Source organism: Desulfomicrobium aestuarii (genome assembly GCF_055385525.1).
The window spans coordinates 3,145,459-3,166,850 of record NZ_AP042427.1 but is presented as its reverse complement, the minus strand read 5'-3'; the positions used below and the strand labels follow the sequence as shown (position 1 = coordinate 3,166,850).

The following is a 21,392-nucleotide window of genomic DNA, read 5'->3' as shown; positions in this document are numbered from 1 at the left end:
TCTTTTGGTGCCGAAGAGAGGACTCGAACCTCCACCGGGGAACCCCGACTAGACCCTGAACCTAGCGTGTCTACCAATTCCACCACTTCGGCGTGACGTGAGAAGCGTGTTTATGTGAGAGGGTTGGGTTTGGCAAGCGTTTTGTTCAAATTTTTCTGATAAAATTATTTTATAAATTATTTCAGATTATTATCGTATGGACATCGAGATTTCCCGTTGGGGCGGCCTTTGTTGAAGCCCGGGGTCTTTTGGTATAGAGGCGAGGCAGCCTGTTTTCGGGAGGGAGACATTACATGCATTGCGTCACATGGCCGGACCAGATCGGCGGCCTGGAAAAGGGGTCCTGCGTCACCATCGGCAATTTCGACGGGGTCCATATCGGACACCAGCGACTCATTGCCCGCGTGCGGGACCTGGCCGCCGGCCTTGGGGTTCCGTCCGTGGTCATCACCTTCGAGCCTCATCCCCTGCGTTTCTTCACGGGCAAGAAGACGCCCCCGTTCATTACTCTCTATGAACAGCGGGCCGAGCTGATCAAGGCTCTGGGCATCGACCACCTCCTCTGCCTGGAGTTCAACCAGGAACTGGCGAGCATGAGCCCCGAGGAGTTCGTGCGCCGCATCCTGGTGGATGGGCTCAAGGTCAGGGAACTGGTCATCGGCTACGACTACGCCTTCGGCAAGGGCCGCGCCGGCAACTACGGGCTGCTGACGGTGCTCGGGAAGCAGTGGGGTTTCGGCGTGGAACAGCTGGAGCCGGTCATGGTCGACCAGGCCATCGTCAGCTCGACGCGTATCCGCGATCTGGTCGAGGCCGGCGACGTCTGGGCTGCCAAGTCGCTGCTGGGCCGGTTCTACCGCGTCTCGGGCGACGTCGTGCACGGCCAGAACCGTGGCGGCAGGCTGCTGGGCTTTTCCACGGCCAACGTCCATCTCGTGGACGAGCTTTTCCCCAAGACGGGCGTCTACTGCTGCTGGGCCGAGCTTGAAGGCCAGGTCCACCAGGCCGTGGCCAATATCGGGTACAACCCGACCTTCGGCAACGACGTGCTCTCGGTCGAAGTGCACATCCTCGACCTGGACCGGGATCTCTACGGCAAGACCCTCAAGGTCCATTTCGTGCAGCGGCTGCGCGGGGAGCGCAAGTTTTCCAGCCTCGACGAACTCAAATCCCAGATAGGCAAGGACGTCGCGCTGGGGAGGACCATCCTGGCCCTGCCCGAAGCCCGCCTGGTCTGAGGGTTTTCATGCGCGCTTTTCTCCGCATTCTTTTCCGGCCCTACACGGAACTGGTCCGCAGCTACCATTCCATCGTGAGCTTCAAATGGCTGGCCCTGGGCGTGGTCGTCGGGGCCATGACGGGCCTGGGCGCCGTGGCGTTCTATGTCGGCGTGGAAGCCCTGGGGCATCTGCTGCTGCGTCACCTGGCGGGCTTCTCCCTGCCCGTTCCCGCCGGCGAACAGCTCCTGTCCGGCGATCCCGGGCCCTACAGGCCATGGCTGCTCTTCCTCTTTCTGGGCGGCGTGGGGCTTCTGACCGGGTGGCTGGTCCACCGTTTCGTGCCCCAGACCCGCCATGGCGGCACCGACGGCACGGACTCCATGATCAAGTGCTTCCATCGTCAGGAAGGGCATCTTGCACCGGCGGTTCCCCTCATCCGCGTGGGCACGTCCGTGCTGACCATCGCCGCCGGCGGCAGCGCCGGTCGCGAGGGGCCCATTTCCCTGCTCGGGGCCGGGTGCGGCTCCTGGCTGGCCGGGAAACTGAAGCTTTCGGTCAAGGAGCGCCGCATCCTGCTCCTGGCCGGCGCCGCCGGCGGGCTAGGAGCCATCTTCCGCGCGCCCCTCGGCGGGGCGCTCACGGCCGTGGAGGTCATCTACCGCGAGGACTTCGAGGCCGAAGCCCTGCTGCCTTCCATCCTGTCCTCGGTGGTCTCCTATTCCATCTTCACCCTGATCTTCGGATCCGAACCCATCTTCGGGATCCCCAAATTCGAGTTCTCCGACATCCGCGAACTGCCCGTCTACGCCTTGCTGGGTCTTGTTTGCGCTGTATCGGGCTGGTTCTACGTGAGCACCTTCCGGGCCATCAAATACAGGGTGTTCTGGCCCCTGACGGACCGCTTCGGCTTCATGCCGGCCCTGACCCTGGGGGGGCTCGGCATGGCCGCCCTGGGCGTCGCCTTCCCGGAGCTGCTGGGCGGGGGCTCCGGCTGGCTGGAGATGGCCATGCTCGGCAAGCTTTCCGTGACCATGATGATCGGGATGGTCGTCGGCAAGACCCTGGCCACCTCGGTGGTCATCGGCTCGGGCATGAGTGGAGGCATGTTCGCCCCGGCCCTCTTCGTCGGCGGCATGAGCGGCGGCGTGGTCGGAGCCCTCGGGCAGCGCTTCTTTCCGGGCGTGGTCACGGAACCGGGCGGGTACGTGCTGGTGGGCATGGCCGCCTTCTTCTCCGGCGTGGCCAACGCGCCCATCGGGCCCCTGGTCATGGTCTGCGAGCTGACTCAGGGCTACGGGCTGCTGGCGCCCCTCATGCTGGCCTCGGCCGTGACCCTGGTCCTGGGGCGCAACGTGTCGCTCTACGAGAATCAGGTGGACAACAAGTTCGAGTCGCCGGCCCACGTCAGCGACGCGACCATCAACATCCTGGAGCGGGAGCAGGTCCGGGACCACTACAAGCCCGGCCGGGTCAGCATCGTGGAGGAGGGCACGCACTTCGGGGCCCTGACGGACATCATCGTCAACGCGAGCGAACTCTGCTTCCCGGTGCGCGGGGCGGACGACAGGATAACGGGCATCCTGGCGGTGCAGGACCTGCGCAAAGTGCTGTACGAGGAGAGCCTGTGCGAGCTTCTGGTGGCCGGTGACGTCGCGCGCAAGGCCGTGCTGTTGCGCCCCGACGAGGACCTGTACACGGCGCTGCTCAAATTCGTGGAATCCGACCTGGCGCAGTTGCCCGTCGTGGACAGCGAGGACCCGACCAGGGTCCTGGGGATGCTGGCCAGGGAGGACGTCTTCACGGCCTACGCCAGGACGCTCAAGGCGATGAAGGCGCAGGCCTGACGGACTGTCCGGGGCGTCTGCCTCCCCCGCATGGGCCTGTGGCCGAAAAAACGAATCCCCGCCCGGACATTCCGGACGGGGATTCGTCGTTGCAGAATCAGGAATCGAGTGACGTCTAGACCTTGGCGGCCTGCAGTTCCTCGGCGGTGTAGTCCCAGCCGACGTTGTGGGGCGGCAGGAGTTCGGTCTGGAAGAAGCGGGGCAGCTGGTCGTCGGCGTCGGTGAAGCCGGCGCGCTTGTTGAAGTCCAGCTCGTCCTTCAGGCAGTTCACGCCCATGCCCACCAGTTCGTCCACGCTGTAGTCCTTGCCGATGAGGCCCGAAACCAGCTTGGCCATGCACGGCACGCCGCGCGCGTCGTCAAGCACCGCGAAGGCCACGAACAGGCAAAGGCCCAGGGAGTCCACGGCCGCCGTGGCGACCTGCAGGTTCTTGGAGATCTCGATGTTGCCTTCCTTCTTGTGGCCGTCCACGTCGCCGCCGCATTTGAGCACGTTCTGGCACACGCCGTAGCCGGCGGTGTGGTCGGCGCCCATGGGGGTCGTGGCGTAGGTCACGCCGACGCCCTTGACGGCGCGCGGGTCATAGGCGGGCAGGGCCTGGTTCTTGACCACGGGCACGCGGTCCACGCCGAAGGCCTGGGCCGTGTACGCCGTGCCGTTGCCGTAGATGCGGCCCAGCGGGTCCTTGGTCCCGACCTTGGCCAGTTCGGCCAGCACGCCCTTGCCGTCGCCCCAGGCGATGATCCCGGCTTCCATGGCCATTGCCATGGTGTTGGCCATCTCGATGGTGTCCATGCCCGCTTCGTCGCAGGTGCGGTCCATGTTCGCGATGTCGTCCAGGTTGTCGACCAGCAGGTCCGCGCCGAAGCCCCAGATGGTCTCGTACTCGAAGCCCGTGGTCAGGTACTTGCCGTCCTTGTCATGGTAGACCTGCGAGCACTGGATGATGCAGCCCGTGTGGCAGCCGTGCTTGGTCTTGCCGCCGCGTTTCTCGATGTTGGCGGCCAGGGTCTCGCCGGAGATCTTCTCGGCGCCGTCGAACTTGCCCATGCGGAAGTTCTTGGTCGGCAAAGCGCCGGCCTCGTTGATGACGTTGACCAGGACGGCCGTGCCGAAGCCGGGCAGGCCCTGGCTGGTGACGGGGTGGCCGCGCAGGATGTCGACCCACTCCTTGCGGGCTTCCTTGAACAGTTCTTCGTTGCCGTATTCGGTCTTCACGTTGGCGGCGCCGTCGAGGACGATGGCCTTGACGCCCTTGGAGCCCATGACCGCGCCCATGCCGCCGCGGCCGGCGGAACGGGAGGGCAGGCCCTCGGGGTCGGAGAACTGGATGGTGGCGGCGGCCAGGCACTGCTCGCCGGCGGGGCCGACCAGGGCGGTCACGGCCTTGTCGCCGTAGGCGGCCAGGAGCTTTTCCTGGGCGGCGTAGGTCCGCATGCCGGCCGCGGTGGAATCCTTGAAGACGACCTTGTCGGCGGAGACGAAGATCTCCTGCATGGGGCTTCCGGCCTCGGGCTTGTCCTCGAGGATGATGGCCTGCAGGCCCAGTTTGGGCAGGGTGTGGGCGAACTGGCCGCCGGAGTTGCTTTCCTTGATGCCGCCGGTCAGGGGGGACTTGGCGCCCACGGAGATGCGGCCGGAGTTGGCGGCGTTGGTCGGGGCCAGGACGCCGCCGGCGAAAATGAGCTTGTTGTCGGCGGAAAGGGCGTGACAGTCCGCCGGCACTTCCCTATTGACAATGCGTGAAGTCAGGGCGCGACCGCCGAGACCGGCGTAGTCGCCGAGTTCCTCGAACTTGAAGGACTTTGTCCGGGTATTGATGCGCAGAATCTTCATCGTAGACTCCTTGGGTTTGAGCGCGAAATCGCGCGTTGTCTTGCTTTTTACAGAATGATAGCAGACACTCTTCACATAAAGTCAAGAAGAAAAGGGGGTTATGTCATGCAGGGCATAAACGGACGGATTACAAATCAGCTGTTTCTGGCGGTACCGAAAATTTCCGTATCGGCGTGGCACGGCCTGCTGCGCCGCGGCGTGGGCGTGTTTTTGGACAAGGCGGTCAGCGTTCGCGACTTCATGACGGACGTGTTGGGGATGGATCCGCATTACGCGACCAACAGCGTGCCAGGGCTTTTCCTGAACAGCGCCCCGGTCGACGACTGGCGCGAGGAGCGCGTCGGCGACGGTGACGAGGTCGGCATGAGCGGGACCATGCCGGGCCTGTGCGGCATCGCCCTGAGGCGTTCGAGCCCCATCAGGGCCTTCCGCCCCGATCTTGTCAGCCATCACGACAAGGACGAGCGCAAGGGCGGCGTGGCCAGGGTCAAGATGTTCAATTTCGTGGCCCAGGACTGCTTTCCGGCCGTGCTGCGCAATGGCGTCATCGTGCCGGCCAAATCCCTGCTGGAGTATCTGGACGACGCGGACATCGCCCTGGACGGCTGTCAATGCTCCTGGAACGGCGCGACCGTGGATTCCGTCCGGCTTCGCGAACTTCTGGCCGGCGCGGAGGGCGAGCTCGAGCTGAAGATGACCGAGGTGGACGTGTGATGGCGTTTGGCTCGGGGCGCGGTTTCCGCGCAGGCGTGCTGATGGTCTTCCTGTGCCTGGCTGTGATGAGCCTGGCCGGCTGCGGCTCCAAATATGTGCCCGGGGCAAGCGCGCCGCCCGCCCCGGGCAAGAAGGCTCCTGCGGGCAAGGGCGGCACGTACCGGCCCTACACCGTCATGGGGCAGACGTACTATCCCCTTGGCTCGGCCGAAGGTTACGCGGAGACTGGCGTGGCCTCCTGGTACGGGCCGGATTTCCACGGCAAGAAGACGGCCAACGGGGAATGGTACGACATGCATCAGATGACGGCTGCACACCGCATCCTGCCCATGCACACCAAGGTCATGGTCAGGAATCTGGACAACGGGCGGGTGGCCGAAGTGCGTATCAACGACCGCGGTCCCTTCGTGAACAACCGGGTCATCGACCTCTCCTACGCGGCTGCCACCACCTTGGGCGTGGTGGGTCCGGGCACGGCCAGGGTCCATCTCGAAACCATTCCGGGCGAGCGCATCCAGTATGTCGGTCCCTTCTTCGTGCAATACGGGGCCTTCGTGGTCGAGGCCAACGCCCGCAACCTCAGGAACAAGCTGGTGGCCAGGGGATTTCCCGGCACCAGGGTGACCAGGGGGGATCTGAACGGAACGACGTACTGGCGAGTGCAGGTCGGGGCCTTCCCCAGCCTGACCAATGCGGAATCGGTCCGCCAGCGGCTGGCCAAGGAAAGCCCGGACTGCTTCGTTATTGCGGATTGAGTTCGGCGCGCAGCTTGCGGGAAATGCGGAACACGACGACCTTGCGCTCCGAGAGGATGATGGATTCGCTGGTCTGCGGGTTGCGCCCCTTGCGCGCGTCCTTTTCGTAGGCTTCGAACTTGCCGAAACCGCTGATCAGGAGGGAGTGGTCCTTCTTGATGGCGTCCTTCATGATGTCGAGCATGGTCTCGACCTGCGTCTTGACCTCGGCCCTGTTGCGCTCCGACTTTTCATAGATGTTGTCGACGATTTCAGCCTTGGTGAGGGTATTGTTGCTCATGGGTCCTCCTGCCGGACATTTGTCCGGCAACGATATGCTATCTTTCCGCAATAAAAGAAGATTTTTGCGAAAAGGCCGTAAGTCGGCGCGTTCGATGACTATTCTTGGATGAGCAATATCCGACGTATGTTTTTTTTTCAAGCATAACAGGTTGTTTTTTTTTCTTTTTGACGCATATGGCAAGAACCCGGACCCTGCGTTTTCCGCACCCCGAACCGAGGGCTGAAAAGATGCGGCTCGTGCCGTTCTTTCTGCCCTTCGCGGGCTGTCCCGGCAGGTGCGTTTTCTGCGACCAGCGGGCTCAGACGGGGCAGGCCGCGGCGGCCCCCGACGCAGCGCTGCCGGAACTCGAAAGCAGGCTCTCGGGCGCGGGGGGGCCCTTCGGGCTGGGCTTTTTCGGGGGAACGTTCACCGGCTTGCCTGTTCCCTGGCAGGACCGTTTCCTGGAAACCGCCGCCCGATTCAGGCGTGCGGGCGATCTCGTGCACCTGCGCGTTTCCACCAGGCCCGACCGGGTCGACATGGAGACGCTCAACAGGCTCCGCGGGCACGGCGTGGACATGGTCGAGCTCGGGGTCCAGACCTTTGATTCCGGGGTGCTGGAGCGCAGCGGGCGGGGCTACGGGGGTGAGGTCGCCATGCGGGCCTGCGCAATGGTCCGGGAGGCGGGGCTGGAACTCGGCATCCAGCTCCTTCCGGGGCTGCCGGGCCATGACGCCGCGCTGTGGCGGGAGGACGTGGAGCGCGCCCTGTCCCTGCGGCCGGACGCGGTGCGCATCTACCCCTGTGTGGTCATGGCCGGCACGGGTCTGGCGGACATGCACGCCGTAGGCGCATACGCCCCCTGGAGCTTGGATGAGGCTGTGGCGGAATGCGGCCATGCATTGTTGCGATTCTGGGAACGGGGCGTGCACGTCATCCGCCTTGGGCTGGCAGGGGAGCCGGACATGCTCGCCCGGCTCGTGGCCGGTCCCTGGCACCCGGCCTTCGGGAACATGGCCCGCAGCCTTGCCCTGCGGCTTTTTTTGGAGCAGAGGCTGCTTTCCGCGGGCGGGCGGCTGGTGCGCATTTCCGTACCGGCCCGGCTCAGCGGGGAGTTCTGGGGGCACGGTCGCGCCAACGCGCCGGCCCTGGCCGGACTCGGCATCGTCAAGGACCGCGTGACATTTTGGCCTGAGCCGGAATTCGAGGCGGAATTGGAGGAATAATGGAAAAAGTGCGAGTGCATACCATCAGCCTGGGGTGTCCCAAGAACCAGGTCGACACGGAGTGGATGCTCGGCGGGTTCGGCTCCGCCTTCGTCAACGCGGCCGGACCCGAGGACGCCGACGTGGTCCTCGTCAACACCTGCGGCTTCATCGAGCCCGCGGTCAGCGAATCCCTGCAGGTCATCCTCGACACGGCCCAGGCCCTGGCGGGCCTCGACCCCAGACCGCCCCTGGTGGTCACAGGCTGCCTGGTCTCGCGCTACGGCCAGGACCTGCGCGCCGAATTGCCGGAGGTGGACCTTTTCCTGGAAATCCGCCGCCAGGGCGAACTGCAGCAGCGGGTAAGGGAACTCCTCGCCGCCAGGGACGGGCGTTCGCCCCTGCAGGACTTTCAGCCGGCGCGCCTGCTGACCACGGCGCCCGGCTTCGCCTACCTGAAGATCGCCGAGGGGTGCGACAACCGCTGCCGGTTCTGCACCATCCCCTCCATCCGCGGTCCCCTGGTCAGCCGCCCGGAAAGCGCGATTCTCGACGACGCCAAGCGCTGCCTGGATCAGGGCCGCAAGGAGCTGGTCCTCATCGCCCAGGACGTCACTGCCTACGGACGGGACAGGGGCGAAAGGGCCCTGCGCGGCCTGCTGGAGAAGCTCGCGCCCCTGCCGGGTCTGGCCTGGATGCGGCTCATGTACCTCTACCCGGCCGGCCTTGACCGGGACCTGCTGTCCTTCCTGCGTGACCTGGGGCGGCCCTTCATCCCCTATTTCGACATCCCCCTGCAGCACGCCCATCCCGACATCCTGGCCTCCATGGGCCGGCCCTTCCGGCGCGATCCGCGGGACGTGGTCGCGCAGGTGCGGGAGTTCTTTCCCGATGCCGCCCTGCGCACGACCTTCATCGTCGGCTACCCCGGCGAGACCGAGGAGCGGTTCGCGGCCCTGGAGGCCTTCGTGCGCGAAGCCCGCTTCATGCACCTGGGCGTCTTCCCCTATTACCCCGAGGACGGCTCCGAGGCCGCGGTCCTGCCGGACCAGTTGCCCGACGAGGTCAAGGAGGAGCGGCGCGACCGCATCATGACCCTGCAGGCCGAAATCAGCGAGGAACTGCTGTCGGAATTCGAAGGAGCGGAACTCGAGGTGTTGGTGGACAGGCCCCATGAGGAGTGGCCCGGCCTCTACGAAGGCAGAACCTGGTTCCAGGCCCCGGAGGTGGACGGAATTACCTACGTCAGCGGGGAGAATGTACGGCCGGGCCGCATGGTCCGGGCCGTGATCGAGGAGACCAAGACCTACGACCTCGTCGCCCTGGCCTGAGTGTTTCGTCTGTAATATTTCGGAATCAAATGAGGAAAAGGTTCGTGCATGCAAAAGGGTAAAGGGCCAGACCTTATTTTTTCCCGCAGATTATTCTGGTTGTCAAGGTAGGGTCACTCTGCTAGGACTGCCCAAATTTATTTTCGTTAGGGGGTAAACACATGAACAACACTCAAACCACGACCGAGTCCATGAACGATTTCGATATGGAGATGGATTTCGAGTCCCAACTCGAGAACTATCTCAACTCCGACTTCGGCGACATCGAAGAAGGCGTGATCGTTTCCGGCGAAGTCGTAAAGATCGACGAAACCTACATTCTCGTGGACGTCAACTTCAAGTCCGAAGGCCAGATTCCGATCGAGGAATTCATGGAAAACGGCCAGGTGGCGGTCAAAGTCGGCGACACCGTAGACGTATATGTCGTCCGCAAGAACGAGCGCGAAGGCTCCATCGTTCTTTCCCGTGAAAAGGCCAAGCGCATGCAGGTCCTGGACGAGCTGGAGAAGCTCCTCGAGACCGGCGATGTCGTGGTCGGCCGCATCGTCCGCCGCATCAAGGGCGGGTATGTCGTTGAAATCAAGGGCATCGAGGCCTTCCTGCCCGGTTCCCATGTCGATCTGCGTCCCGTTCCGGACATGGACGCCCTGGTCAACCAGGACTTCGAATTCCGCGTGCTGAAGATCAACCGCCGCCGCAGCAACGTCATCGTTTCCCGCCGCGTGCTTCTCGAGGAAGACCGCGACCGCAAGCGCGGCGAGCTGCTGACCACCCTCGAAGAGGGCCAGACCGTCAAGGGCGTGGTCAAGAACATCACCGAATACGGCGTGTTCATCGACCTCGGCGGCCTCGACGGCCTGCTGCACATCACCGACATGTCCTGGAAGCGCATCAAGCACCCCAAGGAAATGGTCCAGCTGGGCGACGAACTGACCCTGAAGGTCCTGTCCTTCGACAAGAACGACAAGAAGGTCTCCCTGGGCCTGAAGCAGCTGGTGCAGGACCCCTGGTCCAACATCTCCGAGAAGTACCCCGAGGGCCACAAGCTTGCCGGCAAGGTCACCAACCTGGTGGACTACGGCGCGTTCGTGGAGCTGGAGCCCGGCGTCGAGGGCCTGGTGCACATCTCCGAGATGTCCTGGACCCGCAAGCTGCGCCATCCTTCCCAGATGGTCCGCCCCGGCGACGAGGTGGATGTCATCATCCTGGGCGTGGACGTGGACCGCAAGCGCATCTCCCTGGGCATGAAGCAGGTCGCCCCGAACCCGTGGGACCTGGTGGCCGAGAAGTACCCCGAGGGCACCATCCTTGAGGCCAGCGTCAAGAACATCACCGAGTTCGGCCTGTTCATCGGCATCGAGGACGGCATCGACGGCCTGATCCACGTGTCCGACCTGTCCTGGACCAAGAAGATCCGCCACCCCAACGAGCTCTACAAGGTGGGCGACGTTGTCCGCGCCAAGGTTCTGACCGTGGACAAGGAGAACGAGAAGTTCACCCTGGGCATCAAGCAGCTGGCCGACGACCCGTGGCTGGACGTGCCCAACCGCTACCCCGTGGGCACCCTGCTGACCGGCACCATCACGAACATCACGGACTTCGGTCTGTTCGTTGAGGTCGAGGAAGGCATCGAAGGCCTGGTCCACGTCAGCGAGATGAGCAAGAAGAAGATCAAGAGCCCCAAGGAAGCCTTCAACGAGGGCGACGCCATCGAGGCCAAGGTCATCCACGTCAGCGCCGACGAGCGCCGTCTGGGCCTGTCCCTGAAGCAGCAGGACGAGCGCAAGCGTCCCGGTGGCGGCGAGTTCCGCACCACCCAGAGCGGCACCATGACCGGCAGCAACCTGGGCGACATGATCCGTCAGAAGATGGAAGAGAACGCCGACGCCGAGAGCGAAGAAGAATAAGCGTAACGGCAGCTTCGCGCCGGTACGGACATGACACGAGGCTGCATCCGAACGGGTGCGGCCTCATTTCTTTTTGGGGGGGTAAGTATGATGGAAAGCGGACTCGACAGCGCCGCGAGAAAGCGGCTGGCCACGTTGAAACCCGGCGAGCGCATCGACGCGCAGTTCGCCCTGGAGATCGCGCGCAAGGCCTCGGTCCACGAGCTGGGCGAGGCGGCCCTGCGCCAGCGCAGGGCCAGGCACGGCGACCGGGCCTACTACGTCTACAACCAGCACCTGAACTACACCAACGTGTGCCGCAACCAGTGCCGCTTCTGCGCCTTCTTCAAGAAGGCCGGGGAGGAGGGCGGGTACACCTATTCCCTGGAAGAGGCCCGCAAACGCCTCATGGACCGCATCGACGAGCCCATCCGCGAGATCCACATCACCGGCGGCCTCAACCCGGATCTCCCCTATCAATATTATCTGGACCTGCTGGCCCTGTGTAAGGAAGTGCGGCCGAACGCCGTGGTCAAGGCCTTCACCGCCGTTGAGGTCGCCCATTTCGCGGACGCGCTGGGCACGGACGAGGCCACGGTGCTGCGGGAGATGCGGGCGGTCGGCCTGGATGCCCTGCCCGGCGGCGGCGCCGAGGTCTTCTCGCCGGCCATGCGCGAGAGGCTCTGCCCGGAGAAGGTCACGGCGGACCGCTGGCTGCATATCCACGGCCTGGCCCACGACATGGGCATGAAGACCAACTCGACCATGCTCTTCGGGCACATCGAGTCCTGGGAGGATCGCATCTACCACATGGAGCGCCTGCGCGCCCTGGAGGACGAGAAGCCTGGTTTCATCGTCTTCATCCCCCTGGCCTACCAATCGCGCAACAACGCCCTGGGCGTGCCGGGGCCAACGGGCGAGGAGTACCTGCGGACCATCTCCGTGGCGCGCTTGTTCCTGGACAACATCCCGCACATCAAGGCCTACTGGGCCTTCGCCGGCATCAAGGCCGCCCAGATGGCCCTGTGGGCCGGGGCCGACGATTTCGACGGGACCATCGTGGAGGAGAAGATCGGCCACGCCGCCGGCGCGGACACGCCCAAGGGGCTGACGGTGTCCGAGCTGGTGGAGACCATCGCGGCCACGGGTTTCACCCCGGTCGAGCGTGACACCTTTTTCGAGGAAGTGGCGTCGGCGTGAGGATGACGCGACCTTTCCGGCCGGGTCCGGGAAGGCCGCACCGCCCTTTTTCCTTGACTTTTTCGGTCAAGATATGGTTGTGAAAAGTTCCACATACGACTTGCCGGGACACGTTACGAGGAGGATGTCATGCTGGGAGAGCTTTTCGGGAACATGATGCACAGCACGGTGCAGGGCTTCATCGGAGTCATCGGAATTTTCACGTACCTCGCGGCCATCGTCATCGCCGCGCTGTACCGCATCAAGGAAGGCATGAACGAACACCACCACTAGGATCGATCCTTACGGTCGGTGACTGAAAGCGCGGCGTCGACCGCGCTTTTTTTTTCGCCTTTTCGGCGTCGAAAAGCTTCTTTCCTTGCCAATGCGCCTGTCTCTTCCCTATCGTGAACTTCGAATATCCGGAGGTGTTCTATGGATGCACGGCGCAGTCTCGGCGATCTGGACATATATCTCTTCAAGCAGGGCCGGCACACCCGGCTCTACGAGCACTTCGGGGCCCACCCGGAATCCCTGGGGCCGGACTCGGCCGGCACGCGGTTCGTGGTCTGGGCGCCCAATGCCGCATTCGTTTCGGTGGTAGGGGATTTCAACGGCTGGGACCGGACCGCTGCGCCCATGAGCCTGCGCGCCGACAGTTCGGGCGTGTGGGAGTGTTTCGTGTCCGGTGCAACGCACGGCCAGCGCTACAAATACTACCTGTCCTGGCCGGGCGGGGAGGCCGAGCGGGCCGACCCCTTCGCCCTGTTCAGCGAGGAGCCCCCGGCCACGGCTTCCGTCATCTGGGACCTGCAGTACGAGTGGGGGGACGGGGAGTGGATGGCCACGCGCTGGCGGCAGAACTCCCTGGACAGCCCCTGGTCCGTGTACGAGGTGCATCTGGGGTCCTGGCGTCGCGACGAGCACGGCAACTTCATGAACTACCGCCGCATGGCCCACGAGCTGGCGGACTACGTCAGGGACGCCGGTTTCACCCATGTCGAGATCATGCCCGTGGCCGAACACCCCTTCTACGGCTCCTGGGGCTACCAGAGCACGGGGTATTTCGCGCCGACCAGCCGCTACGGCTGTCCCCAGGATTTCCGCTATCTCGTGGACCATCTGCACCGCCAGGGCATCGGCGTTATCCTCGACTGGGTGCCGGGGCATTTCCCCATGGACGCCCACGGCCTGGCCAATTTCGACGGCACGGCCCTGTTCGAGCACGCCGATCCGCGCCAGGGCTTCCATCCCGAGTGGAAGAGCGCCATCTTCAACTACGACCGCTACGAGGTGGCCGGTTTCCTGATCTGCAACGCCATGTACTGGGTGCGCGAGTTTCACCTCGACGGGCTGCGCGTGGATGGCGTGGCCTCCATGCTCTACCTCGACTATTCGCGCGAGCACGGCGAGTGGATCCCCAACCGTCACGGCGGCCGGGAGAACCTGGGTGCCATTGAGCTCCTGCGCGAACTGAACAAGGCGGTCTACGAGGAGTTCCCGGACGTGCAGACCATCGCCGAGGAATCCACCTCCTGGCCCATGGTCTCCAAGCCCGTCTATCTGGGTGGGCTGGGCTTCGGCCTCAAGTGGAACATGGGCTGGATGAACGATTCCCTGGCCTACATGGAACTCGACCCCATCTACCGTAAATTCCACCACAACCTGCTGACGTTTGCCCTGTGGTACGCCTATGCCGAGAATTTCGTCCTGCCCCTTTCCCATGACGAGGTGGTCTACGGGAAGAAGTCCCTCATCTCCAAGATGCCTGGGGACTACTGGCAGCAGATGGCCGGGTTGCGCACGCTTTTCGGGTACATGTACGGTCTGCCGGGCAAGAAGCTGCTCTTCATGGGCGCGGAGTTCGGGCAGTGGGGCGAGTGGAATCACGACCAGGCCCTGGATTGGGATCTGCTGCGCTTCCCGGCCCATGACGGCATCCGGGCCTGGGTGCGGGACCTGAACCGGCTTTACCGGGAATGCGCGGCCCTGCACGAGCTGGATTTCGACCCGGCCGGTTTCGCCTGGGAAAACTGCCACGATTCCGACCAGAGCGTGCTCAGCTTCTTCCGCCGCGACAGTTCCGGCAGATCGGTGCTTGTGGTCTGCAACTTCACGCCCGTGCCGCGCGAAAACTACGCCGTGGGAGTGGGCGTCGACGGGCCGTGGCGGGAGGCCCTGAACTCGGACAGCGAGCTCTACGGGGGCAGCGGCATGGGCAACATGGGCCGGGTGCGCGCCGAGCCCATCCCGGTGCACGGCCTGCCGTACTCCCTCAACCTGGTGCTGCCGCCCCTGGGTGTTCTCTATCTCCTGCCCGAGGGAGGCGGGGCATGAACACGCAGCGCCGTTGCGGCGTGCTGATGCACGTGACGTCCCTGCCGTGCCGCCACGGCCTGGGGGATTTCGGTCCCCAGGCCCACGCCTTCATCGACTTCCTGGCCGACGCGGGCCAGAGCCTGTGGCAGATGCTGCCCCTGACGCCCATCAACGCCGGCGCCGGCAATTCGCCTTACAGCAGCTATTCGGCCTTCGCCGGCAACACGCTTTTCATCAGTCCGGACATGCTCGTGCGGCAGGGTCTGCTGCGCCAGGCGGAACTGGACCGGGCGCCCTCGTTCCCCCAGGACCGGGTGGACTACGCGGTGGCGGCGTCCTGGCGGGGCAGGCTCCTCGAACACGTCTTCGACAACTCCTTCCCCCGTTTGCGGACCGACGCGGCCTTCGAGCGCTTCTGCCAGGCGGAGTCCTTCTGGCTGGACGACTACTGCCTGTTCACGGCCCTCAAGCGCGAGCACGGCGGGGCGCCGTGGTATCGCTGGGCAGAGGGCTTGCGTTTGCGCCGTCCGGTCGAACTGGCGAAGGCCCGTGAACGGCTCGGCTACGACATTCTGCGGGAGAGGTATCTGCAGTTCCTCTTTGCCCTGCACTGGGAGAACCTGCACGAGTACGCGGCGGCCCGGGGCGTGTCCCTCATCGGCGACACGCCCATCTACGTCAGCCTCGACAGCTGCGACGTATGGTCGAACCGGGAACTGTTCGAGCTCGACGACCAGGGCCTGCCCATCTACTGCGCGGGCGCCCCGCCGGACTATTTCTCAGAGACTGGCCAGATGTGGGGCAATCCCATCTATGCCTGGGAGCGGCACGAGAGGGACGGGTTCGGGTGGTGGCGCCGCAGGCTCGCGCATGAGAGCCGCAGGTTCGACATGGTCCGGCTTGACCATTTCCGGGGGTTCTGCGGCTTCTGGCAGGTCCCGGCCTGCGAACCCACGGCCGAGAACGGTCTGTGGATCCCGGGGCCGGGCCGGCGGCTTTTCAACGAGCTTGCAGGCAGCATTCCCGGCCTGTCACTGCTGGCCGAGGACCTCGGCGTCATCACCGCGGACGTGACGGCGGTCATGGAGGAGTTCGGTTTCCCGGGCATGAAGATCCTGCAGTTCGCCTTTTCCCCGGACATGGGCAGGAACGCCTACATCCCCCACAACGTCGTGGCGAATTGCGCGGTCTACACCGGCACCCACGACAACAACACCACGCGCGGCTGGTTCACGCGGGAGCTGGACGACGCGGGGCGCGCGCGTCTGTCGGCCTATGCCGGGCGCGAGGTGCGCGAGGATCAGGCGGCGGACGTCCTTATACGCATGGCGCTGGGCAGCGTGGCCAGGCTGTGCGTCATTCCCATGCAGGACTATCTCGGCCTGGGTGAGGAGGGGCGCATGAACATGCCGGGGGTGGCCGGAGGGAACTGGGGCTGGAGGGCTCGGGACGGGGTGATGACGGCATCCCTGGCCGGACGGATGCGCGAGCTGGCCGGCATCTACGGCCGGACTCCCGACTGAAGGGGGCGTGCCGAAGGCAAAAAAAAACCCTGCCATGAGCAGGGTTTTTTTTCGGAAAAAGATCGAACTACACGCAGCCGGTGGGCTTGGGCAGGCCGGCCATCTTGCAGGCGCCTTTGCCGGGGCCGGAGGGGAACAGTTCGTAGATCTGCTTCAGCTTGTAGCCGGTGGACTTGGAAAGAATGCGGACCATCGGGGCGATGCCGTTCTTCTTGTAGTAGTCCTGCAGGAAGTCCAGGATCTGCTGATGAGCTTCGGTGATCTCGGCGATGCCTTCGCTGTCCTTGACGTACTCGACCCACTCGGGGGACCAGTCTTCGAACTTCAGCAGGAAACCGTCTTCGTCGATTTCGAAAGATTTACCCTGGAATTCAATTGTTGCCATGCTCAAATCCTCCTTAGATGTTGTTCCTCAAAATTTTTCCTTCCGGAAAAAGAGTTTGCAAAGGCTCTCCCTATGGTGAAGGGGTGGGTTTGTCAATTGGACATACCGTCTTCACCCTGCAAGTCGACAATGTTTTTCTGTCTAGCAGATAGGGGGCGACACTTCAACAGGAAAGACGCGGGTCCGCCCGGATGCTTCCTATTTGAAATCCCTGACAATGATCTGCTCCTTGCGCATCCTGCACCAGGACGGGCGGTCATCCTCGTCTGGGATGGGCCGCTGGCTCGGCGGGCCGACATTGCAGACGCGCCGCCCCTCCACCAGGCTCAGGAAGGGGCACTCGTTGCAGGCCGTCACGACCATGAAGGTTTGGGCGCCGGCGAAGTCCCGGACGTTTTTCTGGCCGGAGCGCAGCTCGCACCAGGCCGGGCGGTCGTCCCCGTCGGGGATGGGCCTCTGTCTGGGCGATGCGACGTTGCAGGAGCGCCTTCCGTCGACGAAGGTCAGGAAGGGGCATTGGGAGCATTGTGTGGCGACGAAGATCATGCGGGTTCAGCTCTGGTTCGGGTTCTAGACGTCGGCGGGCAGGGGGATTTCGCTGCAGTAGTCGTCCCATTCGGCGCAGGCCAGCCCCATGGGCATTTCGAAGCTCGCCTGGCAGCGGGCGCAGAGCACGCGGATGGTCGCGTCGTTGCCGAAGGCCTCGCGCATGGCGTCCTCGGTGTGGATCGCTTCGGTGCGGTGCCCGCAGCTGGGGCAGGTCGCGGAAACGGTGAATTCCTTGCTCACGGCGGTCCTCCTTGTGATCATGGTCTGATGTGGGGTGTCTTTGTGCATACGGTTTCGGTGCTGGCCCGTCAAAGTCAAATCTATTGAGGGCGCGAGGTCGCCCGTCCCGGTCAGAGATAGGGCGAGAAGAGCCAGAAGAACGCGTCGCGCAGGCGTGCGGGCAGCGAACGGCATTTCAGTTCATGCCGCGTCACGGGGCGGCTTCCGGCCATGACGGTATCGAAGTGCCGGGTCAGGCGGTCGGCCAGGTGCCGGTCCAGGACTTCGAGGGTCAGCTCGAAATTGAGGCGCAGGCTGCGGTTGTCCATGTTGGCCGAACCGAGGTGCACGTAACAGCCGTCCACGAGCATGAGCTTCGTGTGGCAGAAGGGTGCCGGCTGGAAGGCCACCGTTATACCGGAGCGCAGCATCTCCTCCAGGATGTGGTTCGTGGCCCAGTGCACGAAGGGCAGGTTGTTGCGGGCCGGCAGGATGACCTCGACGTTCACGCCCCTGAGCCTGGCAGATTGCAGGGCGCTGAGGAACGTGCCCGGCGGGAGGAAGTAGGGGGTCATGATCTTGATCGAGGACTGCGCCGCCGAAACGATGCCCGTGATGAGGGTCTTCAGGTTGTCCTCGTGCAGGTTCGGCCCGTCGATCACCGTCCGGCAGAGGCAGTCGCCCGCGGGTTCCGCCGCCGTCACGGGCGGGTGGATGCGTTCGCGGGTGGTGAAAAGCCAGTCGTCGACGAAGGTGTCCTGCAGTTGCGAGACGACGGGGCCGCGCACGATGAAATGCATGTCCGTGACCGGCCAGAGGGGCTTGGCGTCCAGCACGTGCTTCTGGCTGATGTTCATGCCGCCGGTGAAGGCCAGAATGCCGTCGACCACCAGGATTTTGCGGTGGTTGCGCATGTTCATGTGCAGATTCGGCGGGAAGAGGGCCGGGGGGATGAACAGGGCCGTGGAGACGCCCTTCTGTCGCAGCAGCCGCGAAGCCAGGGGCCAGGAGTATTTTTCGCCCACCCCGTCGATGAGGACGCGCACCTCGACGCCGCGCGCCTCGGCCCGCGCCAGTGCTTCGATGAACGCGCGCCCCGTGGCGTCCGTGTCGAAAATATAGGTCGTCAGGTAGATGCTTTTTTGGGATGTCTCGATGGCCTGCAGCATGAGCGGGTAAGCCTCGTCGCCGTTGACGAGGGGCTCCACGCAGTTGCCGCCGGTCAGTTCCGTTTCCAGGATGTTGCGGCCTACGCGTTCCAGGCGCTGAAACGACCGGAACAGGACGGTCGGGTTGATGACGGCGAAGCTTAGCGGGGCCGCAGGGGGGTGCTTTTCGCCCGAGATGGCGTCGATCTCGCGGCGCATGCGCGAGGCGCTGCGGCGGACGCGGTTCACCCCGAACAGGATGTAGAGGATGGGGCCGGCCAGGGGAAAGGTCAGGCAGACGCCGACCCAGCCCAGGGCCGAACGGGAGTCGCTCTTGTTCAGCAGGGCGTGCCCGGCGGCGCCCAGGGCGAGGACGGCCAGCAGCCCGATCCCGATCCAGTTCAGCACATCCATGTGGTTTCCGCCTTCATCGGGTTCAGAGACCGTTTGCCGGCGTCAGGAGTCGGCTCCCGTGCCTTTTTTGGTCTCCGGCGGCGCGGTGCATTCCGACGGGTCCCCCAGGCAGGAGTTGAAGATGTCGAGGATGGCCCTGTCCAGGTACGCCTCTTCCCGATAGGTCAGAAAGGCGGAGTTGAAGGCCTTGGTCACGGCCGTGATCTTGGTGTAAGCCTGCTCCAGTCCCTGACCATAGGAGCGCAGGGCCGAACAGGCGGCTTCCCACGTCTGCGCGGCGCTTTCGGGCAGGGTGTCGCGCGCGATGGCTTCCAGGGATTCGACTTCCTCCATGATGCCTTCCTTGGCGTTGACGATATGCATGAGGTGGGTGTTCAGGTAATGGCACATGCCCCCGGCGGCGTTGCGCAGCACCCGGTTGCGCTGGTCCTCCATGGCCTGGGTGATGTTGTGCACGATCCCCTCGTAGGACACCAGATAGCCGGAGTCGTCCGTCTTGGCCCGGGCCGTGATGGCCACTTCGATGGCGCGACCGTCGCGCAGGCGGAAGCGGACATGCCGGTCCGCGACGAAGCCCTGTTCGTTGATCTGGGCCAGGAGACCGGCCCGCTCGGACATGTCCTCGTAGAAGTCCTTGAGGTTCGCGGCCAGCGCCTCCTCGCGGGTGGCGAAGCCGAGCATCTGGATGCCCGCCTCGTTGATGTCGAGAAAACTGCCGTCCGGCGTCACGGAATAGGCCATGTCCTTGGTGCTCTGGAAGAAGTCCCGGTATTTCTCCTCGCTGCGCTTGAGGGCGTCGAGGGCTTCCTTCTGGTCGGTGATGTCCCGGATGACGTGGTCGATGCGCCGCACGGATCGGGCCGTGCAATAGACCAGGTGGGCCTCGTCGTGGACCCACTTGATGCGGCCGTTGGAGCTGATGATGCGGTATTGCATCTCGCCGAACTCGTCGTCTTCCATGGAGTTGTAGAAGTTGCGGACCTGCTCCCTGTCCTCGGGGTGCACGAAGTGCATGAGCTGCGTGGCTCCGGCGTTGAAGGCGCGGCGCGGGATGCCGTAGAGGGCTTCGGCCGCGGGGTTGATGGCCAGGATGGAATGGTCCGTGGGCGAGAGGGAGACCACCACGTCGTTCATGGCGTGCAGGATGCTTTCCAGGCGGTCCTTGACGCGCTGCAGTTCGATGCGGGTCTTGCGGCGTTCGGTGATGTCCGTGATGGCGGCCAGGATGGCCGGTGCGCCGCCGCAGTCGATGACTGTCAGCTTCATCTCCACGATGGCGTCTTCTGCGGACCTGGAAATGGAGAACTCGATGCGGTCCGAGAGTTCCGGGGTGTAGAGCTTGTCCACGCAATGGCGGACCACCCGCTCCCGGTCCTCGGGGATGACGAGGTCGGCGAGGGGTTTTCCCATGAGGCCAGAGAGGTCTGTGCCCACGATTTCGCAGAAGGCGCCGTTGGTGAAGACGATGTTGCCTTCGCGCAGGATGAGCACGCCGTCGTTGATGTGCCTGACGATGCCTTGATAGTCGATGCTTTCCCGGCAGATGTTCAGCAGATTGGCGTCTTCGAAGCAAGATCCGTTCATGTTCCGCGCTCCTGATTCCCGGCGGGCCGGTTGTGCGGGGCGGGCTGCCCTTGGGGCAACGATATGCGTTTTGACCCTCGGAGGGCCAGAGATTTTTGCTGCGCGCTGGATTTTGGGGGCCGTAACGGCGCTGGAACCCGCGCTGCGAGTCCGCCAGCCGGAGATGGGCGAGCGGAAACCGGGCAACGAAATTAGTCCGATGCAACGACGCCGGCGCGGCTTACGGAAAGGTGCTCGGCGGGCTTCCGTGCCGCAGTGTCCGGACAGGAGGCTTGCCCGGAAGTTGCTTCACAATCGGGAGCGCGCTGCGGCGCACCGCACGAGAATCAATCGTGGTCCACGAAGATGAGACCTTCCGTCTTGAATCCGCGCGCGGCGGCCCTGGCCACGAGGTCTCGCTTAAGACTCTCGTCCATGACGGGCTTTCTGGCCAGGATCCACAGGTAGGAGGTGTCCGGCCCGCTGACCACGGCATGGCCGTAGTTTTCGTGGTCGAGTTCGAAGATCACGTAGGAGCCGTAAAACGGGCCGAAAAAGGAGACCTTGAGGAAACCCGTCTGCGGGTCGCGTACGAAATAGGCCCTGCCTTCGGCCTGTTTCCATTTTCCGTCCCGGGCCGAATACCCGCGGTTGACGACCCGCACCCCGCCGTCTTCGCGCAGGCTGTACTCCGCCGTGACACGGCTAAGCCCCCGCTCGAAGGAGTGGTCCAGCCTGGCGATCTCGTACCAGGTTCCCAGGTAGCGTTCGAGCTTGAAATCGCCGACAGGGCGCACGTTGTCGGGCAGGGATACACAGCCGCCAAGCAGCAGGGCGAGAAGAGCGAGGAGATGTTTCATCGTTGTCCCCAAGAGAGCGTTTGGTTCACGGCGGGGGCCGGGTTCGGCGATGCTGGCTGAACGTTCCCCGCTGGCGCCGGGAAAGTCAATGCGGATTTCGCTTGGGCCGCAGCGAAGGCACGCATTGCTCCGGCGAGAGCCTCATGCATGTTGTGCATCTTTTGTGGTGCGGCACGCAC

19 protein-coding genes and 1 tRNA gene are annotated in these 21,392 nt (G+C 64.1%); 11 read left to right on the top strand and 9 right to left on the bottom strand.

What is annotated here, in order from left to right; all coding sequences use genetic code 11:
- Nucleotides 1-5: 5 nt before the first annotated feature.
- Nucleotides 6-92 (bottom strand) — tRNA-Leu (locus ACZ5AC_RS14655).
- Nucleotides 93-293: 201 nt separating this feature from the next.
- On the opposite strand from ACZ5AC_RS14655, the gene ACZ5AC_RS14650 reads away from it, so the two are divergent.
- Together ACZ5AC_RS14650 and ACZ5AC_RS14645 are read left to right on the top strand one after the other, a co-directional pair.
- Nucleotides 294-1,238, top strand: a complete 945-nt coding sequence (locus ACZ5AC_RS14650; protein ID WP_464248313.1) for a bifunctional riboflavin kinase/FAD synthetase — start codon at nucleotides 294-296, stop codon at nucleotides 1,236-1,238.
- A gap of 8 nt (nucleotides 1,239-1,246) precedes the next feature.
- Nucleotides 1,247-3,064, top strand: a complete 1,818-nt coding sequence (locus tag ACZ5AC_RS14645; RefSeq protein WP_464248312.1) for a chloride channel protein — start codon at nucleotides 1,247-1,249, stop codon at nucleotides 3,062-3,064.
- A 115-nt stretch (nucleotides 3,065-3,179) separates the two neighbouring features.
- On the opposite strand, the gene ACZ5AC_RS14640 is transcribed toward ACZ5AC_RS14645, so the two are convergent.
- A complete protein-coding gene (locus ACZ5AC_RS14640; RefSeq protein ID WP_464248311.1) occupies nucleotides 3,180-4,901 on the bottom strand; it encodes an aldehyde ferredoxin oxidoreductase family protein in 1,722 nt (573 codons plus the stop codon).
- Nucleotides 4,902-5,006: 105 nt separating this feature from the next.
- Between ACZ5AC_RS14640 and ACZ5AC_RS14635 the strand changes: the two genes are divergently transcribed.
- Both ACZ5AC_RS14635 and ACZ5AC_RS14630 read left to right on the top strand, forming a co-directional pair.
- On the top strand, nucleotides 5,007-5,615 hold the full coding sequence (locus ACZ5AC_RS14635) for a hypothetical protein (protein ID WP_464248310.1): 609 nt from the start codon (nucleotides 5,007-5,009) through the stop codon (nucleotides 5,613-5,615).
- Complete coding sequence (locus ACZ5AC_RS14630; protein WP_464248309.1) at nucleotides 5,615-6,370, top strand: septal ring lytic transglycosylase RlpA family protein; 756 nt, start codon at nucleotides 5,615-5,617, stop codon at nucleotides 6,368-6,370. Before ACZ5AC_RS14635 ends, ACZ5AC_RS14630 begins: the two co-directional genes overlap by 1 nt.
- On the opposite strand, the gene ACZ5AC_RS14625 is transcribed toward ACZ5AC_RS14630, so the two are convergent.
- Nucleotides 6,357-6,650, bottom strand: a complete 294-nt coding sequence (locus ACZ5AC_RS14625; protein WP_464248308.1) for an integration host factor subunit alpha — start codon at nucleotides 6,648-6,650, stop codon at nucleotides 6,357-6,359. The two genes, ACZ5AC_RS14630 and ACZ5AC_RS14625, sit on opposite strands and share 14 nt — an antisense overlap.
- A gap of 239 nt (nucleotides 6,651-6,889) precedes the next feature.
- Here ACZ5AC_RS14625 and ACZ5AC_RS14620 point away from each other — a divergent pair, with 239 nt between their 5' ends.
- From ACZ5AC_RS14620 to malQ, 7 genes are all read left to right on the top strand, one after another.
- Nucleotides 6,890-7,858 carry a radical SAM protein gene (locus ACZ5AC_RS14620; RefSeq protein ID WP_464248307.1) on the top strand — a complete coding sequence of 323 codons (969 nt, stop codon included), beginning with the start codon at nucleotides 6,890-6,892 and terminating at the stop codon, nucleotides 7,856-7,858.
- A complete protein-coding gene (rimO, locus tag ACZ5AC_RS14615) occupies nucleotides 7,858-9,168 on the top strand; it encodes a 30S ribosomal protein S12 methylthiotransferase RimO (RefSeq protein ID WP_464248306.1) in 1,311 nt (436 codons plus the stop codon). The genes ACZ5AC_RS14620 and rimO overlap by 1 nt, the downstream gene beginning before the upstream one ends.
- 161 nt (nucleotides 9,169-9,329) lie before the next feature.
- Nucleotides 9,330-11,075: a 30S ribosomal protein S1 gene (locus ACZ5AC_RS14610; protein WP_464248305.1), complete on the top strand. Its 1,746-nt coding sequence runs from the start codon at nucleotides 9,330-9,332 to the stop codon at nucleotides 11,073-11,075.
- A gap of 87 nt (nucleotides 11,076-11,162) precedes the next feature.
- Entirely contained in the window at nucleotides 11,163-12,254 is a 1,092-nt protein-coding gene (gene mqnE / locus ACZ5AC_RS14605) for an aminofutalosine synthase MqnE (RefSeq protein ID WP_464248304.1), read from the top strand.
- Nucleotides 12,255-12,383: 129 nt separating this feature from the next.
- A complete protein-coding gene (locus ACZ5AC_RS14600; RefSeq protein ID WP_169725561.1) occupies nucleotides 12,384-12,527 on the top strand; it encodes a hypothetical protein in 144 nt (47 codons plus the stop codon).
- 141 nt (nucleotides 12,528-12,668) lie between these two features.
- On the top strand, nucleotides 12,669-14,570 hold the full coding sequence (gene glgB, locus ACZ5AC_RS14595; protein WP_464248303.1) for a 1,4-alpha-glucan branching protein GlgB: 1,902 nt from the start codon (nucleotides 12,669-12,671) through the stop codon (nucleotides 14,568-14,570).
- Nucleotides 14,567-16,075 carry a 4-alpha-glucanotransferase gene (malQ, locus tag ACZ5AC_RS14590; protein ID WP_464248302.1) on the top strand — a complete coding sequence of 503 codons (1,509 nt, stop codon included), beginning with the start codon at nucleotides 14,567-14,569 and terminating at the stop codon, nucleotides 16,073-16,075. The genes glgB and malQ overlap by 4 nt, the downstream gene beginning before the upstream one ends.
- A gap of 67 nt (nucleotides 16,076-16,142) precedes the next feature.
- On the opposite strand, the gene ACZ5AC_RS14585 is transcribed toward malQ, so the two are convergent.
- The 6 genes from ACZ5AC_RS14585 to ACZ5AC_RS14560 all read right to left on the bottom strand — a co-directional run bounded on the left by ACZ5AC_RS14585 (nucleotide 16,143) and on the right by ACZ5AC_RS14560 (nucleotide 21,213).
- Nucleotides 16,143-16,460: a TusE/DsrC/DsvC family sulfur relay protein gene (locus ACZ5AC_RS14585; protein WP_028577897.1), complete on the bottom strand. Its 318-nt coding sequence runs from the start codon at nucleotides 16,458-16,460 to the stop codon at nucleotides 16,143-16,145.
- 198 nt (nucleotides 16,461-16,658) lie between these two features.
- Nucleotides 16,659-17,006 carry a hypothetical protein gene (locus tag ACZ5AC_RS14580; protein ID WP_464248301.1) on the bottom strand — a complete coding sequence of 116 codons (348 nt, stop codon included), beginning with the start codon at nucleotides 17,004-17,006 and terminating at the stop codon, nucleotides 16,659-16,661.
- 24 nt (nucleotides 17,007-17,030) lie between these two features.
- On the bottom strand, nucleotides 17,031-17,249 hold the full coding sequence (locus ACZ5AC_RS14575; protein WP_464248300.1) for a hypothetical protein: 219 nt from the start codon (nucleotides 17,247-17,249) through the stop codon (nucleotides 17,031-17,033).
- A gap of 110 nt (nucleotides 17,250-17,359) precedes the next feature.
- The gene (locus ACZ5AC_RS14570; RefSeq protein ID WP_464248299.1) at nucleotides 17,360-18,790 is read right to left on the bottom strand and encodes a phospholipase D-like domain-containing protein; all 1,431 of its coding nucleotides are present in this window, start codon (nucleotides 18,788-18,790) and stop codon (nucleotides 17,360-17,362) included.
- Nucleotides 18,791-18,832: 42 nt separating this feature from the next.
- Nucleotides 18,833-20,374, bottom strand: coding sequence for a PAS domain-containing protein (locus ACZ5AC_RS14565; RefSeq protein ID WP_464248298.1), 1,542 nt, complete (start codon nucleotides 20,372-20,374; stop codon nucleotides 18,833-18,835).
- A 326-nt stretch (nucleotides 20,375-20,700) separates the two neighbouring features.
- Complete coding sequence (locus tag ACZ5AC_RS14560; protein ID WP_464248297.1) at nucleotides 20,701-21,213, bottom strand: lipocalin family protein; 513 nt, start codon at nucleotides 21,211-21,213, stop codon at nucleotides 20,701-20,703.
- Between the last annotated feature and the right edge of the window lie 179 nt (nucleotides 21,214-21,392).

Bases quoted from the DNA above. Each gene is read 5' to 3' on its own strand.
- ACZ5AC_RS14650 (WP_464248313.1), top strand. From the start codon at position 294: ATGCATTGCGTCACATGGCCGGACCAGATCGGCGGCCTGGAAAAGGGG.
- ACZ5AC_RS14645 (WP_464248312.1), top strand. From the start codon at position 1,247: ATGCGCGCTTTTCTCCGCATTCTTTTCCGGCCCTACACGGAACTGGTC.
- ACZ5AC_RS14640 (WP_464248311.1), bottom strand. From the start codon at position 4,901: ATGAAGATTCTGCGCATCAATACCCGGACAAAGTCCTTCAAGTTCGAG.
- ACZ5AC_RS14635 (WP_464248310.1), top strand. From the start codon at position 5,007: ATGCAGGGCATAAACGGACGGATTACAAATCAGCTGTTTCTGGCGGTA.
- ACZ5AC_RS14630 (WP_464248309.1), top strand. From the start codon at position 5,615: ATGGCGTTTGGCTCGGGGCGCGGTTTCCGCGCAGGCGTGCTGATGGTC.
- ACZ5AC_RS14625 (WP_464248308.1), bottom strand. From the start codon at position 6,650: ATGAGCAACAATACCCTCACCAAGGCTGAAATCGTCGACAACATCTAT.
- rimO (WP_464248306.1), top strand. From the start codon at position 7,858: ATGGAAAAAGTGCGAGTGCATACCATCAGCCTGGGGTGTCCCAAGAAC.
- ACZ5AC_RS14610 (WP_464248305.1), top strand. From the start codon at position 9,330: ATGAACAACACTCAAACCACGACCGAGTCCATGAACGATTTCGATATG.
- mqnE (WP_464248304.1), top strand. From the start codon at position 11,163: ATGATGGAAAGCGGACTCGACAGCGCCGCGAGAAAGCGGCTGGCCACG.
- ACZ5AC_RS14600 (WP_169725561.1), top strand. From the start codon at position 12,384: ATGCTGGGAGAGCTTTTCGGGAACATGATGCACAGCACGGTGCAGGGC.
- glgB (WP_464248303.1), top strand. From the start codon at position 12,669: ATGGATGCACGGCGCAGTCTCGGCGATCTGGACATATATCTCTTCAAG.
- malQ (WP_464248302.1), top strand. From the start codon at position 14,567: ATGAACACGCAGCGCCGTTGCGGCGTGCTGATGCACGTGACGTCCCTG.
- ACZ5AC_RS14585 (WP_028577897.1), bottom strand. From the start codon at position 16,460: ATGGCAACAATTGAATTCCAGGGTAAATCTTTCGAAATCGACGAAGAC.
- ACZ5AC_RS14580 (WP_464248301.1), bottom strand. From the start codon at position 17,006: ATGATCTTCGTCGCCACACAATGCTCCCAATGCCCCTTCCTGACCTTC.
- ACZ5AC_RS14570 (WP_464248299.1), bottom strand. From the start codon at position 18,790: ATGGATGTGCTGAACTGGATCGGGATCGGGCTGCTGGCCGTCCTCGCC.
- ACZ5AC_RS14565 (WP_464248298.1), bottom strand. From the start codon at position 20,374: ATGAACGGATCTTGCTTCGAAGACGCCAATCTGCTGAACATCTGCCGG.
- ACZ5AC_RS14560 (WP_464248297.1), bottom strand. From the start codon at position 21,213: ATGAAACATCTCCTCGCTCTTCTCGCCCTGCTGCTTGGCGGCTGTGTA.